We start from the raw sequence: 14,506 nt of genomic DNA on the forward strand, positions 1-14,506 counted from the left end.
CACCCATCCCACCGCGTGCATCCCCTGAACACCACGCCCGCCCCGCTCACGTCCCGGCCATGGAGGCGCCGCCACGCCCCGACCCCGTGGGCAGCGCCTCATCCGAGGACAGCACATCCGCCGTGCGCCTCCGGGAACGGGCATCCTGACGGACCTGGGTCGCCTCGCGCGCGGCCTCCGAGGGCCCATACGCGTAGCCCCGTCCACCCAGCACCGCGCGCAGCGAGTCCCGCAGCTCCAATGCCGTCTGGAAGCGCTCCTCCGGCTCGCGGCGCAAGAGCCGCGCGAGGATGGCTCGCAGCGGTGAGGACAGGGTGCGCGTGGCGTGTTCGACGTGCTCCGGCGCGAAGCACGCCATGCGCGCCGCCATCATGGGCGCGGAAAGCCAACTGGGGTTCTCCGCCTGGAGCAGCTCCGCGTCCGGAAGCGGGCCGGACGCAAGCGCCGCGCGCTCCACGGCCTCCAGGTCCAGCAGGTGCAACCCGGTGAGCAGCTCCAGCAGCACCACGCCCAGGGAGAACAGGTCGGAGCGCCCGTCCAGCGGCCGGCGCAGCAGGGCCTCCGGCGACGCATAGGCCAGGTCTCCCCGGACAAGGTGGGCCTCGGTGGCCACGCGCCCCGGCAGCCGGGCCCACGCCAGGGCGAAGTCCGCCAGCTTCACGTGGCCCCGCACGTCCAGGCGCAGCGTCCGGGGACTGACGTCGCGGTGGACGAGCCCCAGCGGCCGGCTGCGATCATCCTCCAGCGTGTGCGCGTGGTGGAGCGCGTCCGCGATCTCCGCGCCCACGTAGGCGGCGAAGGCTTCCGAGAGCGGCCGGCGCCGCAACGCCGCGAAGCTGACCAGCGTCTCCAGGCTGTGCCCCTCCACGTACTCCATGACGAGGTGGGGCAACCCGTCATGCACCCGCACCAGGAACACCTGGGCGATGGCCGGATGGGACAAGCGCATCAGCAGTTTGACCTCCTCGCGAAGCCGCGCGCGCCCCAGCTCGTCTCCCGCGTCCTGCAAGCGTTTGATGAGCACCAGGTCTCCCGGCGTGTCCAGGTAGTGCCTGCGCGCGATGAGCAGCTCTCCCGAGCCGCGCGCGCCCAGGTACCGGATGAGTTCGTAGGCCGTGGCCCCGGCGGTGAAGAGGATGAAGGGTCTGGCAGGGGGTTGTGCAGGGTGGTGGGTGCCCATTTCGAATGACTGCTCCCGGGTATGAAGGTCCTCCCCAGGGTTGGGAAGGCGTGAGGAAACCCCACGCGTCCCTCCTACCACCCAGGTCCGACACACCCTTCCAACCCCTCGGAATGGATTCAGGGAAAAAAGGGAACGGCCCCCACCGGAGTGGGAGCCGTCCCGGGGCCATCCGCGAGGAGGCGGACCGCCCGCTTGTGCTGCGTTACTGGTTCGTCGGCGTCACGGCCTGGGTGACGCTCAGCTCGCGGACCACCATGTCCTTGCCGTCCAGCACGTACGAGGCGCGGACCTGGTCACCCTCCTTGATGTCCTTCACCTTCACGGCGCGGTTGTTCTGGAGGATGCGGCTCTGGTCGTTCGTCTTCAGCTTGAGCTGCCGGTTGTTGGTGGTGTCCACCACGGTGAGCGAGTCACCGCTCGTGGAGAGCACGCGGCCCTGGACGCTGGTCGCGGCCATGGTGGCCCCCGCGGCGCCGGAGCCGCCCGTGGCCACGTCCTCATTCAAGTCCCGCTGCGCCTCGGCCAGGTCCCCCTGCTCGTCGCGGACGTCGTTCTGCGCGCTGGCGATGTCCTGGTTCGCCTCGCGCTGCGTCTCCGCGATGTCTTCCTGCGCGTTGCGCTGCGTGTCCGCGATGTCCTTCTGTTCGTCCTGACGGATCTCCGCCGTCTCCTGGCGAGCCTCCGTCTGCGCCTCCGCGACGTCCTGGCGCTGTTCAGCGACGTTGTCCCGCTTGCTGCAACCGGAAACCATCGCCAGAGCCGCAATCGCACCGACCGCCATCATGAGCTTGCGCATATCGTCCTGCCCCTTTCGGTAGGCTGTCGGGAGAGCATGTCTCCCGGTGTTGGGCAGAAAGTGAGCGCTCCTCTCGCACTTGCACAGGGGTTGCGCGGCGCGTTTGGAAGACACAGGGGCGTCGATCCGCGCACGGAGGCCCCGGTCGCCCGGCCGCTCTCCGTGGGAACAATCCCCGTCACGACCGCGTGCGAGGAACGAAGGTGCCCAGGCAGGCACACTTCATTCCCTCACACGCGAGAATGCGCGGGCTCACACCGCTCACGGCCCCGCGTCGACTCCGCCGTCCGCGCGGCCACCGTCGGCGGCTCCGCCATCCGGCTCACCCGTGCCCGCGTCGCAGAAGGGCGCTCCACCCTCCACCCACCGGGCGACGATGGCCCGCTGCTCGGCGGTGGGCAACGTGACGGTGGTGGGCGAAGGCGGCATGTCCTGGAACACGGACGTGCGGGCGCGAATTCGCGCGGCCTTCGCGAAAGCCCCCGGAAGTCCTCCGCCGTCCGCGCCACCGCCATCCGGAGGCTCGTAGTAGTCCAGCCGGAACGAGGTCTGGTTGCTTCCGCTGGTGTCCGCGCCGTGGCACGTGCTCACGCAGCTGGCGGCGAGGATGGGCTGCACGTCGTCGCAGTACGTGGGCACCGGCCCCGCGTCGATCTCCCCCGCGTCGGGAATACCAGGCAGGCCGAGCACTTCACACGTGCGGCCCTGTCCCTGTCGCACCGCGACGCAGACGTGCGTGTCGGGACAGTCGCTGGCCGTCTCGCACGTCTTGCCGGTGAAGTCCGCCACGTCGATGGTGCAGGCCACTGTGAACGCGACCATGACGGCCACGCTCGCGAGGAGTTTCTTCATGATGGGGCTCGTCATGGAACCTGAAACCTGGAACCTGGAACCTGAAAGCGAGGAGGTACGGCGGGGACTTCAGGGCCCGGCGTCGTTGGTGCCCGTGCTGTCGCAGAGAGGCGCGCCCCCCGCGACCCAGCGCGCAATCAACGCGCGCTCTTCCGTGGTGGGCTGCGGGCTGCCCGTGGGAGGCATGTCCTTCAGGTCCGACGCGCGCACCCGGATGCGCAGCGCCTTGGCCCTCGCACCGGGCACGCCGTTGCCAGTCGGCTCGTAGTAGTCCAGCCGGAACGACGTCTGACTGCTTCCGCTGGTGTCCGCGCCATGGCAGGTGCTGACGCAGGTGGCGGCGAGGATGGGCTCGACGTCCTCGCAGTACGTGGGCACCGGCCCCGCGTCCGCGCCACCGTCGGCCTCCGTGTAATGCGGCGGGTAGATGACCTCGCACGTGCGCTGGCCGTCGGCGCCCAGGGCCGTACAGGCATAGGCCGTGGGGCACTCGGAGTTGTCCGTGCAGGCCTTGCCGGCGAGGTCGTCGACGTTGAGAGAGCAGGCCACGACGGCGAGCACGGCGCCGCAGGCCAGGAGGGGGACAGGAGAGCGGAGGGCCACGGGGGGCTCGTTCAGAAGTGGTAGGTGAGGCTCGCCGTGTCGGCGGCCTCGTCGGGCAGCAGCTCCAGCACCAGACCGTACAGCACCGCGGCGCCCGCGGCGGCGTACATCACGTTCGCCGCGGTGGAGGCCGAGCGGGCCCGGTCCATCGTCTCCCGTGCATCCCGGGCCGACGTGAGCCCCTGCGCGCGCTTCGCCTCGCCCTGCGCGAAGAAGCCCAGCCCCAATCCCCCCAGCGCGAGCACGCCTCCGGCGACGAAGGCATACCGGTGGCCGTGGAGCACCGGCGTGGGCGCGCGCACCGGGGCGTCCAGCGTGGCAACGGGCTCGTCCGCGAGCGCGGTGAGGGGCAGCCCGAGCGCGACGACGAGCGCGATGGAGAGAAGCCTGCTGGGAGCCATGAGCATGACGTCGAGTATACCGGTGACGGTGGCGAACGTACTGCCGGAGTGTGCGTTGACAGCACGGTATGCCCCCCTGTAGTGCGTCCCCGGGTCCCCATCGCAAGGAGCCGTGACGCCGTGCAGGTCTGGGTCAACGGAGAAACACGCGAGGTGCCGGAGGCCACCACCCTCTCGGCGCTGCTGGAATCGCTGCGAGTCGGCGGTCCGGGTGTGGCCGTGGAGGTGAACGCCGAGGTGGTGCGCCGCGCCCGCCACCCCGAGCACCACCTCCAGCCCGGGGACCGCGTGGAGATCGTCACCTTTGTCGGCGGCGGGTAGCGAGGAGATGGCCATGAGCATCCAGGACAAGCCCTTCACCATCGCGGGAGTGACGTTCGCCTCCCGCCTCATCCTCGGAACGGGGAAGTACCCCAGCCACGACGTGATGAAGCGTTGCCACGAGTCCTCCGGCACGGAGATGGTCACCGTCGCCGTGCGCCGGCTGGACCTGAAGGCCACGGGCGAGGCCTCGCTCATGCGGTGGATCGACCGCGAGCGGCTGCGCCTCCTGCCCAACACGGCCCTCTGCTACACGGCCGAGGACGCGGTGCGAACCTGCCGGCTCGCCGAGGAGCTGGGCATGAGCAAGTGGGTCAAGCTGGAGGTCCTCGGCGACGAGAAGACGCTCTACCCGGACGTCGAGGAGACGGTGAAGGCGGCCCGCATCCTGGTGAAGGAGGGCTTCACCGTGCTGCCCTACACCAGCGACGACCCCATCACCGCGCGCAAGCTGGAGGACGCGGGCTGCGCGGCGGTGATGCCGCTGGGCGCCCCCATCGGCAGCGGACTGGGCATCCGCAACCCGCACAACCTGCGCCTCATCCTGGAGACGGTGAAGGTGCCCGTCATCGTCGACGCTGGCGTCGGCACCGCGTCCGACGCGGCCATCGCCATGGAGCTGGGCGTGGACGCCGTGCTGATGAACACCGCCATCGCCGGCGCCCAGGACCCGGTGCGCATGGCCGTCGCCATGAAGAAGGCCGTGGAAGCGGGCCGGGACGCGTACCTCGCCGGCCGCATCCCCCGGAAGGCCTACGGCTCCGCGTCCAGCCCGCTCGACGGAATCGTCCATTAGGCGCGCCCACCCATGACGCTCCCGGTGGCGCCCTCCCTCCCCCGGCTCGTCGTCATCACCGACTGGCGTCTGCCGCGTGAGCGGCTCCTGGGCGCGCTGAGCCGCGCGCTCGAGGCGGGCCCTGACGTCGCGGTCCAGCACCGCCATCCCGAGTCCTCCGGTCGCCGCTTCCTCGAGGACGCCCGGGTCCTCGCCGCGCTCTGCCGGACGCGAGGCAATCCCCTGTTCGTCAATGGCCGGCTCGACGTGGCCCTGCTCGTGGGCGCGCACCTGCATCTGCCCTCGGACGGCCCCACACCCGAGGACGTCCGCCCTCGCCTGCCCCCGGGCCGGCTCATCAGCCTGGCCGTCCATGACGAGAGCGAGGCTCGCGCGGCGCGGGGCGCGGACCTGGCCCTGGTGAGCCCCGTGTTCGCCCCCGGCTCCAAGCCCGGGGACACCCGGACAACGCTCGGCCCCGAGGGCTTCCTCGCGCTCACGGCGGGGCTGCCCTGTCCCGCGTTGGCGCTCGGAGGAATCACCGAGGAGAGGGCGAGCAGGCTCACCGGCGCGGCGGGCTTCGCCGTCATCTCCTCCGTGCTGGAAGCCGAGGACCCGGCTCAGGCGGCGCGAGCACTGCTGGCCGCGTGCGCGCCCCGGGCTATGCTGCGCGTCTCGTGACTTCGCCCTCCTCCGTCTCCGAACTGCGCCCCCTGGCCCTGGGGGAGTTGATTGACCGTGCCGTGACCTTCTGGCGCGGCCACCTCAAGCCCCTCTTCGTGTTGAACCTCGGCTACTCGCTGGTCGGCTTCATCGCGACCAAGGCCACGCTCCAGCTGACGCGCTGGCTGACGCCCATGCTCTATGTGACGGACAAGGACGCCGTCACCAAGGAGGCGCCCTTCGAGATGCTGGGGCAGGCGAGTCTGTCGCTGGTCCTCTGGTCTGGCCTGTTCATGTTCCTCATCTGGAGCTACTGGCTGACCACGGTGGCGACCGCCCGCTACGTGCTGTCCGCGCAGTTGGGCACGCCCGTGAGCCCCGCGGACGGCCTTCGCCGGGGCCTGTCCAAGGTGGGCGCGGTGACGGGCGCCTTCCTGTTGTCGGTGGGGTGGTCGACCCTGGTGACGCTGGTCGCGAGCATCCCCGGAACCGTGCTGATGGTGGCCGGTGGTATCGCCACGGCGATGGACTCCCAGGTGCTGGGCATCGTGCTGCTGGTGGCGGGCGGACTGCTGCTGGCCCTGGGCATGCTCGGAGCAATCCTCTGGTACTTCCTGCGCTTCCTGCTGCTGCCTCCCGTGCTCGCCATGGAAGACCTGGGGGCCTGGGGCGCCTTCACGCGCTCGGGAGCGATGCTGTCCGGACGCGTGGAGCCGGGCTTCCTGGGACGGGTGATGGTGCGCGGGATGATTCTCTTCACCGTGGTGAGCCTCATCCTCTTCTCGGTGCACCTGCTCTTCGGCATCCCCGCGTGGCTGGTGATGCTGCCGTATGGGAACCCCTTCTCGGCGGAGACCATGGCGCGCACGCCGCAGCTCCTGCTGGTGCCCGTGGAGATCCTCCAGGTGGCGGCGCAGTCCTTCTTCTCCCCCGTCAACTTCGTCGTCTGCTCGTTCTTCTACCTGGACCTGCGCGTGCGCCGGGAAGCCCTGGACCTGGAGCAGCGACTGGGCACCGAGCCGTCGCCGCCCCTCGCCGCCTGACGCCACCCGCTCGCGAGTTCCTTCGTGCCAAGCCTGCCCCTCCTGCTGCTGCTGGCCTCGCTGCCGTGTGACGACCGCGAGGCCACCGCGCGCGCCCTCGAAGAGACCGCCAGGTCCCGCCCCGCGGAGGTCTCCTCGGCCGTGGAGGAGCTGGGACGGCGCATGAGTGGCATGCCCCTGCCCCCCGCGGACGAGGACGCCACCGCGCCCGAGCGGGCCCGACAGGTGGCGGACTTCCTGGAGCAGGCCTGCGCGCTGGAGAAGCACGCGGCCACGTCGGAGGAGGCCCTCACGGACCTCTCTGGAGAGGAGCGCGAGCGACTCAAGGCCGTGCTCGACCGACCCGAGTTCTCCCGGGCCCGACAGCGCCACGGCGACGTCGTGAAGCAACTGCTGCGCAAGCTGGAGGCGTGGCTGGAGGGCCTGTTCGAATCACGCGAGGCCCAGGGCTTCGCGGTGGCGACGCGCGCGGTGATGCTGGGCTTCGCGATAGCGATGGTGTTGTGGGGCGCACTGAAGTTGCGCTCGCTGCGCCTGCGCCGGAACGTCGTGCGCCCGGGAGCCGCCGAGCCCGGCGCGCCGTTGGTGCTGGACGCTCCACCGGAGCACCTGAAGCGGGCCCGCTCGGCGTTGGCCGCGGACTCGCGCGAGGCGATTCGCGAGGCCTTGTTGGCCATGCTGTCCTCGCTGGAAGAGCGACGGCTGGCCCGTCCGGACCGGGTGAAGACCAATCGCGAACTGGCGGCGGAGCTTCCCGCGCGAGGAGCCCCCGCCTCCATCACCCGGGAGGTCGAACGACTGGTGACCTGGTACGACGCCGCCTTCTACTCGCTGACACCCGTGCCGGAAGCAGAGGCCACGCGGTTCGTCGAGTCGGTGGAGCGACTGCACGGGACGCTGGGCACGGAGGTCGCGGCATGAGCCTCACGAGTCCTCCCGGTAAAAAGGACCGACCTACCGGGACGCGGGAGCGTGCCTCATGAAGAACGCGCGGACCGTGGCGGTCTTCGGCCTGCTCATCGCGCTCGCGCTGGCGATGGGCCTCTCCACGAGCCGGGAGGCCCCCGACTCACCCATTGCCTCCGTGGAGAACCCGGGACCTCAAGGCGCACGCGCGCTCTTCCTGTTCCTGCGCGAGGAGGGACGCGCCGTGAGCACCCAGCTCACCTCGCTGGAGTCGCTCGCCTCCGGGACACGCACCCTGGTGCTGGCGGCGCCCACGGGCCGCCCCGTGTCCGAGGAGGAAGTGCGCGCAGTGGAGGGCTTCGTCCAGGAAGGCGGCACGCTGGTGTACCTGTCGACGCGCGAGCTCGGCATGCACCAGGCCGCGCTGGAGACGTGGCTGCGGCTCGACGAGGGGCCGCTCCTGCCCGCGAGTGAGCGCGGCCTGTCCACGGACCTCGCGGACGCGGGCGGCACCACGGTGGACGTGTGGCTGGGCGCGGGCCCGTTCCGGGGGCTGACGGCCCTTCGCATGTCACAGGACCGGGGGCTGCGCATGGACCACCCGGACGCGGTGCCGCTCGCCGGACTCGGTGGCGCGGTGGCCGTGTGGCGACGCGCGCTTGGCAAGGGTGAGGTCTACGTCCTCGCTGGCGCGGACGTGCTGGAGAATCGTCGCCTGGAGCTGCTGGACAACGCGCGCCTGTGGAACGCGCTCGCCGCGCGCGGGCCGCTCGTCATCGACGAGTACCACCACCAGCTCGCGCCCCCGCCGCCCCTGTCGCGTGGCATCTGGGTCTTCGTCGCGCAGGTGCTGGCCGTGGGCGGTGTGTACGTTCTTTCCCGTGGCACGCGCTTTGGCGCCCCCAGGCCCGTGCTCGTGGAGAAACACCGCTCCGCCCTGGAGTACGTGCGCAGCATGGGCTGGCTCATGCGCCGCTCAAAGGTGGAGAAGGACCTGCTTCCAGAACTCGACAAGGCGCTCCGCCAGCGGTTGCAGGAACGCCTGGGCATCTCCCCTGCCCTGGAGGACGCGGAAGCCGCGCGACTGCTCGAGGAGAATGGCGGCATCCCCGCCTCGCACTACCTGGAGGCGAAGGCGGAACTCACCCGTCTGCTCTCGCAGCCCACCATCCGGCCCTCGGACTACGCGCGCGTGGCCCGTCTTTACGCGCACCTGGAGCGCACCGTGACGGGACGACAGTCCCTCATCCGCGCGTGAGCCACCTCACACACGCGCGGCGGTGACGGCCCCGAAGAGCCCCTCACCGCCGCATGGACGTGGTGCCGCGATTCAGAGTGTCTTGCCGGCCGCCACCATCGCCGAGCCCACGTGGTGGCGAATCTCCTCCACGCGCGCATCCCAGCTCTCGTTGAAGATCTTCTCGGCGCGCTCGCGATTGGGCCCGGGGCCGTCCGCGAGGCACTCGCCCACCTTCTTCACGAAGTCCTCCGTCGAGGTGGCGATCTTGCACAGCCCCACCTTGCGGACCTCCGGCAGGTCCGTGGACACCACCGGCAGGCCGGAGGCCAGGTACTCGCGCACCTTGAGCGGGTTGGCGTTCAGCGTGAGCTCGCTGATCTTGAACGGCATCAGCGCCACGTCGAAGGCCCGGCTGTAGCCCGGCAGGTCCGCGTACGATTTGCGGCCGAGCATGTGGATGTTGGGCTCGGCCCGCAGCTTCGAGTCGTCACAGTCCGGCGTCGTCTTGCCGATGATGACCACCGAGCCCTTCGGGTGCGCCCGCGCCGTCGCGATGATGGCTTCCTGGTCCACCCAGTCCGCCACCAGCCCGAAGAAGCCGATGAGGGGCTTGGGCAGGCGCGCGATGTCCTCGGGGATGCGCGTGGTGGCGTCGCACGCCTTCACGAAGTGACGGAAGTCCGTGCCGTGCCGCACCAGCACCGTGCGCGGGTTGACGCGGGACTTGTTGTCCCGGAGCCGCTCCGCGGAGGTGATGCAGATATCCGCGCGGCGCAGCAGCCGGTCCTCGAGCTCCGCGATGTGACGGCCGTTGGTGTCGCTGAAGGCGGAGAACTCGTCCACACAGTGGTAGACGACGAACTCCTCGCCCAGCGTGCCCGACACGGGCGCGGACGCGGGCAGGAAGCTCCAGGAGATGGGCCGCTGGAAGCCCAGCTGCTTCATCGCCCGGCGCACCTGGAGCCGCAGCAGCTCGCGATTGGCGCCCCGCACCAGCTCATTGCCGTAGAACGGAATCGCCAGCGGCGACAGGACATGGAGGTTGGGCTCCACCTCGCGCAGGCCCTGCGTGAAGCGCTCCAGCTTGCTGAAGATGCGCTTCACGTCGTGCGCGTTCGCCTTCGGCGCGCGGTTGCCAATGCTGTTCACCCAGAGGATGCGGTTGTCCCGGGAGAGGATCCGCATGATGTGGACCTTCGACAGCGGGTCCCCATCCCAGTCGTTGGAGAACACCACCAGGTCGCGCCCCCGGAGGGCCCGGCGCGACATATCCAAGTCATCACTGCGCCGCATCTCTCTTCTCTCCTGTGTCGAACATCCTCGCGGTCTCCCCGCGAGTGGAAAATGAAACAAAGCTCACCACGTCACGGGCACCGGTCTGACCGGCGAAGGCCGGGGTGACAACGCCTCATACATGTCGAGCAACACCGGCCCCACGTCGGGAGAGGCCACGCGCAGGGGGCCCGCCGCCACCGCCTCGCGGACAGTCGCGGCGAGCGACGTCGCGTCCCCCGCGCGGAACAGCCGCGTCCCCTCGGGCCGCACACACACGTCGCTGGCCACGCAGGGCACGCCCAGGGCCAGCGCCTCTCGCACGGAGATGGAGTCACCATCATGCGTGGTGGGTCGCAGGAAGACGTCGCTCCGGGCGATGAGCCCCAGCGCCGCCGGATGATCCAGCTCCCCCAGCGGCTCCAGCGGACCCGCCACACCCAGCTCGCGCGCGTCGCGGAGGAAGTCCTCGGAGTCGGTGCCCGGACCGAACAACGCCAGGCCCACTCCCCGGTGGGACTCCGTCAGCAGTCGCAAGGCGCGAAACGCGAGCTTGCGCCCGTAGACCGGCGACGGATGGTGCGCCATCACCAGCAACGGGCGGCGACGCGCACGCGCGGCCTCGACTCGCACGGGCACGGCCCCCGCCTGAACCTGCGAGGCACAGAAGGCCGGGTGGACGAGGAGCTTCTCTTCCGGAATGCCACACGACACGAGTGCATCGCGCACCGCCGCGGACACCGCGATGATGCGCGAGTAGCCCGCGAGCGCCACCCGCGCGAAGGCCCGCCGAGAGGGCGCCGCCGCGAGGTAGTCGGGCAACAGCCCCGAGTGCAGGGTGATGAAGCGGGGGGCGCGTGCCCCCGGCGGACTGCCCACCGCCGCCGCGAGCAGCCAGGCCTTGGGGTTGTTCCCGCTGGTGTGGACATGAACCGTCCACCCCGAGGCGAGAAACCCGGTCAGCCTGAGGGCGAAGTGCGCGGGGCCTCGCATCGGGAGTACGTCCGGAACCGGCCGGCCGCCCTTCCCGATGTCCAGCACCTTCGCTTCGACCTCACGGCTGCGCAGGAAGCGGTGAAGTTGTTGAACGTGAATCGCCACGCCGCCGAAAGGCGGAGGATGGTCGCCAACCAGGAGCACACGCATGGGGAGCCCTATCGAGGAACGGACGCCGACGGAGGCACCGCCGACAGGGGCGAGCGTCGGGGCAACAACCCCATCTCCCGCTGATACGTGGTGAGCGGATCAGGGTCCTGCCGGATGATCCGCGCCGGAATGCCCGCCACGACAGTGCCTGGCGCCACGTCCTTGAGCACCACGGCATTGGCCCCGATGACAGCGAAGTCGCCAATCTGGATGTTGCCGAGAATCTTGGCGCCCGCGCCGACCCGCACGTAGTCACCGATGACGGGAGCACCCTCGAGCCCCGAGCGCCCGCCAATCGTCACCTGCTGGGAGATGAGGCAGTGCCGGCCAATCTTCGCCGCCTTGTGGATGACGACGCCGATTCCGCCGTACCCCAGCTGCGTCCCCTCGCCGATGTCGGCCTCGTCCGGAACGTAGGAGCTGTGAAGGTAGTAGATGGCCTTTCGCAGCAAGGCCGGGAGCAAGGGAACCCCTTTCAGCCGCAGGCCGCGAGCCACCCGGTACAACATCATCGCATCGACACCCATCCACGCCTCCCTGACCCAACCGCGCGACGGGGTGGAACCTAGGTACCGGCCCCCCAAGTGGGAAGTAGGCCCTCAAGCGCCACCCTGATTTCCTCAAGCCGTCCTACGAGGCCTCAACCCCGCGAGCACCGTGAGCGGCCGCACACCCGCGGCGTACAGCACCCCCACGTAGCCCACGCAGAACAGCACCCCGGCCACCGCCAGCGGCAACACCCGCCAGAAGAAGCCCGTCGGCAGCTGCATCCACGCGCCCTGCGCGCCCGCCCTCAACAGGAAGACAGCCACGCCCGCCGCGCCCGCCGCGAGCGCGGAGCGCCCCAGCGCCTGCCAGGGAATGATGTCCACCAGTTGGAGCTGGCGTCGGGGAGTGGACAGCGCCGCCGGAACCCGGACGAGCAGCATCGCCTTGCCCACCACCTCCGCCACCGCCCAGGAGCCAATGCCTCCCATCAACCCCAGGTGCTTCACCCCGAGGATGACCAGCGGCACCGTCACCGCCGCCTTCACCGCGTACGAGACGAAGATGGCCCGGGTCAGCCCCCGCGCCCGCAGCGTCCCATCCATGGGGAGGATGGAGAGCACCACCCCCAGCACGCTGACGCGGAAGACAGGCACCGCGGGCAGGAACGTTTCGCCGAACAGTGCGCCGATGAACTCCGGCGCCGCCGCGAAGAGGAACGCCGCGAACGGAAGAAAGACATACGCCAGCCGACCGGCCGCGTCTCGGAACGCATCCACGCCCTCTTCCAGGCGGCCCTCGCGCTCCAGCTCCCCCAGGCGCACCATCAGCACCTCGCTGGTGGGCGTGTAGAGCAGGTCCACCACCGGAAGCTGGAAGCACCCCACCCGGTACAGCGCGTAGAGCGCCGGCGCCACCGCGCCCGCCACCGCGTACAGGTGCGCGTTCTGTTGCGGAATGGCCAACAACATGGCCGCGCCAAAGGGCGCCGAGTAGGCCAGCTGCGCGCGAAACAGCGACGCGCTCGCCAGCGGCCCCGTGGACCCCCTGAGCGAGACGACCCACGTCGCCACGAACCGCAGCGCCGCGAAGACGGCCACCGCCACCATCATCCCGTGCAGCGACGCGCCCAGCAGGGGCGGCACCACCATCACCGCCGCGCGCACCGCGTCTGAAATCAGATACACGCAGGCCGACGCGCGCGTGCGTCCCTGCGCCGTGAGCGACACCTCCAGCGGGAAGCTGCCCAGGAGGAACGCGGTATAGGCCGCGAGCGCCCCCCGGTACTCCAGCAACGCCGGATTGGAGAACCACGCCGCCACCGGGCCCAGCAAGACATAGACGAGCACCGCGCCCAGCAGGCCCGCACCGGACATGAACAGCAGCGTCTGTCCCAGGTAGGGCCGCTTCTCGCTGGTGCGCGGAAGGAAGTAATACAGGCTCTGCACCACGCCAAAAGGCAGCACGTAATACAGCGTCGTGGCGATGAGGAAGAGCTGGTAATAAGTACCGTACTCGTCCAGGTGCAGCACCCGGGCGAGGACGAGTGGAATGGACAGCGTCAACCCGGCGGTGAACAACCGGGCCAACACCAGGGGGCCGGCGCGTCCGAGGAATGAATTCCCAGACGCGGCCGACGAGCCACCTCCGCTCACGGAGCCTCCTTCAAGGAAGCCCCCGTCGGCTTCAGCAACACGTTGCCCAGCAGGGTCTCCCGGAACGAGTGGGTCCTCCTGCCAGGCACCGGGTGGCTCATGCCGAGCAACCCGAAGCAATCATCCAGCTGGCAGCCGGTGAGCGGCGACGAGTAGTCCCCCAGCATGCCCAGGCTGAAGTTCTCCCACAGCACCTTGCGCTTGAGGGTGAAGGGATCTCCGCCAATCCGGTTGGGCAGGTCCTCCGTCGTGACACCCGAGCGGAAGCCGTGCGACGCCAGCACGCGGATGACCTCATCCGAGTACCACCCGTTGCAGTACGCGAAGTCGCGCACCTGGATGCCCACCTCGGCTTCAATCGTCCGCTTGGACTCGAGGATCTCCTGCTCCACCACCTCCTGCGGCTCCAGCGTCAGCACCGTGTGCCCCAGCGTGTGCGCGCCGAACTCGAAGCCGTCGCGCGCCATGCGGCGCACCTCGTCCCAGTTCATGATGTCGCCCTGCTCCGGCACCAGGTCCTGCCCGCCCCCCAGCTGCTGCTCCAGCGCATCGATGATGGACGTCAGCACCCGCGTGGGGTGCTCGCCGATGAAGTCGTCGAGCGCGGCCGACACCGTCTTCTGTCCGGAGAGGATGGGGCCGAGCAGCTCCATCGACGCCTCCGGCAGCGCGGCGTACACCGGGTGGTAGTGCCGCTCCTGCGCCCGGCGCAGCAGGTGGAACAGGCGGTCATGATTGAACCGCCGCTTCGTGCCGATGAACGCCGTCGGCAGGTAGGTGATGGCCGGAATCCCCATCTGCTTCAGGATGGGGTACGCGTACCGGTACACGTCCCGGTAGCCATCGTCGAAGGTGATGACGCACAAGTCCTTCTTCGCCACCCTCCGGCCCGACATCACATCCACCGCGTCACCAATCGACGTCAGCTCGAAGCCGGCCGCCGAGGCCTCCTCGAGGTGGCGTCGGAACGTCTCCTGGCTGATGAGCAACCCGGGGATGGAGCGCTGCAGCTCCCCCGTGAAGTCGCTCACCACGCGGTGGTAGCTCACGATGAGGATGCGCCGGCCGCCCGACTGCACCCTCCGATATGCCGCCATCGCCCTGCGCATCCCACTGTAGTGCAGCACGCCAGCGGCCGCCGCCTTGACCGCCCTCCGCAAGACC

The 14,506-nt window shown here is 70.0% G+C and carries 16 protein-coding genes; 6 read left to right on the forward strand and 10 right to left on the reverse strand.

Annotation, left to right across the window (positions count from 1 at the left end; genetic code table 11):
• Positions 1–46: 46 nt before the first annotated feature.
• The 5 genes from HUA75_RS39800 to HUA75_RS39820 all read right to left on the reverse strand — a co-directional run bounded on the left by HUA75_RS39800 (position 47) and on the right by HUA75_RS39820 (position 3,835).
• Positions 47–1,180: a serine/threonine-protein kinase gene (locus tag HUA75_RS39800; protein WP_174489414.1), complete on the reverse strand. Its 1,134-nt coding sequence runs from the start codon at positions 1,178–1,180 to the stop codon at positions 47–49.
• Positions 1,181–1,385: 205 nt separating this feature from the next.
• Complete coding sequence (locus HUA75_RS39805; protein WP_141643283.1) at positions 1,386–1,979, reverse strand: hypothetical protein; 594 nt, start codon at positions 1,977–1,979, stop codon at positions 1,386–1,388.
• Between the two features lie 261 nt (positions 1,980–2,240).
• Entirely contained in the window at positions 2,241–2,831 is a 591-nt protein-coding gene (locus HUA75_RS39810) for a hypothetical protein (RefSeq protein WP_174458664.1), read from the reverse strand.
• 69 nt (positions 2,832–2,900) lie between these two features.
• The gene (locus HUA75_RS39815; protein WP_174458663.1) at positions 2,901–3,434 is read right to left on the reverse strand and encodes a hypothetical protein; all 534 of its coding nucleotides are present in this window, start codon (positions 3,432–3,434) and stop codon (positions 2,901–2,903) included.
• A gap of 11 nt (positions 3,435–3,445) precedes the next feature.
• Complete coding sequence (locus tag HUA75_RS39820) at positions 3,446–3,835, reverse strand: hypothetical protein (RefSeq protein WP_254625455.1); 390 nt, start codon at positions 3,833–3,835, stop codon at positions 3,446–3,448.
• A 120-nt stretch (positions 3,836–3,955) separates the two neighbouring features.
• On the opposite strand from HUA75_RS39820, the gene thiS reads away from it, so the two are divergent.
• The 6 genes from thiS to HUA75_RS39850 are packed head-to-tail and all read left to right on the forward strand — an operon-like array spanning position 3,956 to position 8,801.
• Entirely contained in the window at positions 3,956–4,156 is a 201-nt protein-coding gene (thiS, locus tag HUA75_RS47280; protein ID WP_141643287.1) for a sulfur carrier protein ThiS, read from the forward strand.
• A gap of 7 nt (positions 4,157–4,163) precedes the next feature.
• The gene (locus HUA75_RS39830; RefSeq protein WP_371746307.1) at positions 4,164–4,952 is read left to right on the forward strand and encodes a thiazole synthase; all 789 of its coding nucleotides are present in this window, start codon (positions 4,164–4,166) and stop codon (positions 4,950–4,952) included.
• 12 nt (positions 4,953–4,964) lie between these two features.
• The gene (locus HUA75_RS39835) at positions 4,965–5,612 is read left to right on the forward strand and encodes a thiamine phosphate synthase (RefSeq protein ID WP_174489416.1); all 648 of its coding nucleotides are present in this window, start codon (positions 4,965–4,967) and stop codon (positions 5,610–5,612) included.
• Positions 5,609–6,637 carry a hypothetical protein gene (locus HUA75_RS39840; RefSeq protein WP_141643290.1) on the forward strand — a complete coding sequence of 343 codons (1,029 nt, stop codon included), beginning with the start codon at positions 5,609–5,611 and terminating at the stop codon, positions 6,635–6,637. Before HUA75_RS39835 ends, HUA75_RS39840 begins: the two co-directional genes overlap by 4 nt.
• Before the next feature lie 24 nt (positions 6,638–6,661).
• Complete coding sequence (locus HUA75_RS39845) at positions 6,662–7,558, forward strand: DUF4129 domain-containing protein (protein WP_174489417.1); 897 nt, start codon at positions 6,662–6,664, stop codon at positions 7,556–7,558.
• Between the two features lie 58 nt (positions 7,559–7,616).
• Entirely contained in the window at positions 7,617–8,801 is a 1,185-nt protein-coding gene (locus HUA75_RS39850) for a DUF4350 domain-containing protein (RefSeq protein ID WP_174489418.1), read from the forward strand.
• Positions 8,802–8,873: 72 nt separating this feature from the next.
• Here HUA75_RS39850 and exoP read toward each other — a convergent pair whose 3' ends face one another.
• The 5 genes from exoP to exoL form a co-directional block, all read right to left on the reverse strand.
• On the reverse strand, positions 8,874–10,076 hold the full coding sequence (gene exoP / locus HUA75_RS39855) for a spore coat polysaccharide biosynthesis glycosyltransferase ExoP (RefSeq protein ID WP_141643293.1): 1,203 nt from the start codon (positions 10,074–10,076) through the stop codon (positions 8,874–8,876).
• Between the two features lie 63 nt (positions 10,077–10,139).
• On the reverse strand, positions 10,140–11,201 hold the full coding sequence (locus HUA75_RS39860) for a glycosyltransferase family 4 protein (protein WP_174489419.1): 1,062 nt from the start codon (positions 11,199–11,201) through the stop codon (positions 10,140–10,142).
• An 8-nt stretch (positions 11,202–11,209) separates the two neighbouring features.
• Positions 11,210–11,728: a serine O-acetyltransferase gene (locus HUA75_RS39865; protein WP_174458655.1), complete on the reverse strand. Its 519-nt coding sequence runs from the start codon at positions 11,726–11,728 to the stop codon at positions 11,210–11,212.
• 93 nt (positions 11,729–11,821) lie between these two features.
• A complete protein-coding gene (gene exoM / locus HUA75_RS39870) occupies positions 11,822–13,342 on the reverse strand; it encodes a spore coat polysaccharide flippase ExoM (RefSeq protein ID WP_174458654.1) in 1,521 nt (506 codons plus the stop codon).
• Entirely contained in the window at positions 13,339–14,439 is a 1,101-nt protein-coding gene (gene exoL, locus HUA75_RS39875; RefSeq protein WP_306440883.1) for a spore coat polysaccharide deacetylase ExoL, read from the reverse strand. The genes exoM and exoL overlap by 4 nt, the downstream gene beginning before the upstream one ends.
• Positions 14,440–14,506 lie beyond the last annotated feature (67 nt).

This window comes from Myxococcus sp. CA040A (assembly GCF_013336725.1).
Taxonomy (GTDB): Bacteria; Myxococcota; Myxococcia; order Myxococcales; family Myxococcaceae; genus Myxococcus; species Myxococcus llanfairpwllgwyngyllgogerychwyrndrobwllllantysiliogogogochensis.

Excerpts from the sequence above, each read along its gene's own strand:
- exoL (WP_306440883.1), bottom strand. The coding sequence starts at position 14,439 with ATGGCGGCATATCGGAGGGTGCAGTCGGGCGGCCGGCGCATCCTCATC.
- HUA75_RS39820 (WP_254625455.1), bottom strand. The coding sequence starts at position 3,835 with ATGGCTCCCAGCAGGCTTCTCTCCATCGCGCTCGTCGTCGCGCTCGGG.
- HUA75_RS39860 (WP_174489419.1), bottom strand. The coding sequence starts at position 11,201 with ATGCGTGTGCTCCTGGTTGGCGACCATCCTCCGCCTTTCGGCGGCGTG.
- HUA75_RS39810 (WP_174458664.1), bottom strand. The coding sequence starts at position 2,831 with ATGAAGAAACTCCTCGCGAGCGTGGCCGTCATGGTCGCGTTCACAGTG.
- HUA75_RS39805 (WP_141643283.1), bottom strand. The coding sequence starts at position 1,979 with ATGCGCAAGCTCATGATGGCGGTCGGTGCGATTGCGGCTCTGGCGATG.
- HUA75_RS39835 (WP_174489416.1), top strand. The coding sequence starts at position 4,965 with ATGACGCTCCCGGTGGCGCCCTCCCTCCCCCGGCTCGTCGTCATCACC.
- HUA75_RS39800 (WP_174489414.1), bottom strand. The coding sequence starts at position 1,180 with ATGGGCACCCACCACCCTGCACAACCCCCTGCCAGACCCTTCATCCTC.
- exoP (WP_141643293.1), bottom strand. The coding sequence starts at position 10,076 with ATGCGGCGCAGTGATGACTTGGATATGTCGCGCCGGGCCCTCCGGGGG.
- HUA75_RS39865 (WP_174458655.1), bottom strand. The coding sequence starts at position 11,728 with ATGGGTGTCGATGCGATGATGTTGTACCGGGTGGCTCGCGGCCTGCGG.
- HUA75_RS39830 (WP_371746307.1), top strand. The coding sequence starts at position 4,164 with ATGGCCATGAGCATCCAGGACAAGCCCTTCACCATCGCGGGAGTGACG.
- HUA75_RS39850 (WP_174489418.1), top strand. The coding sequence starts at position 7,617 with ATGAAGAACGCGCGGACCGTGGCGGTCTTCGGCCTGCTCATCGCGCTC.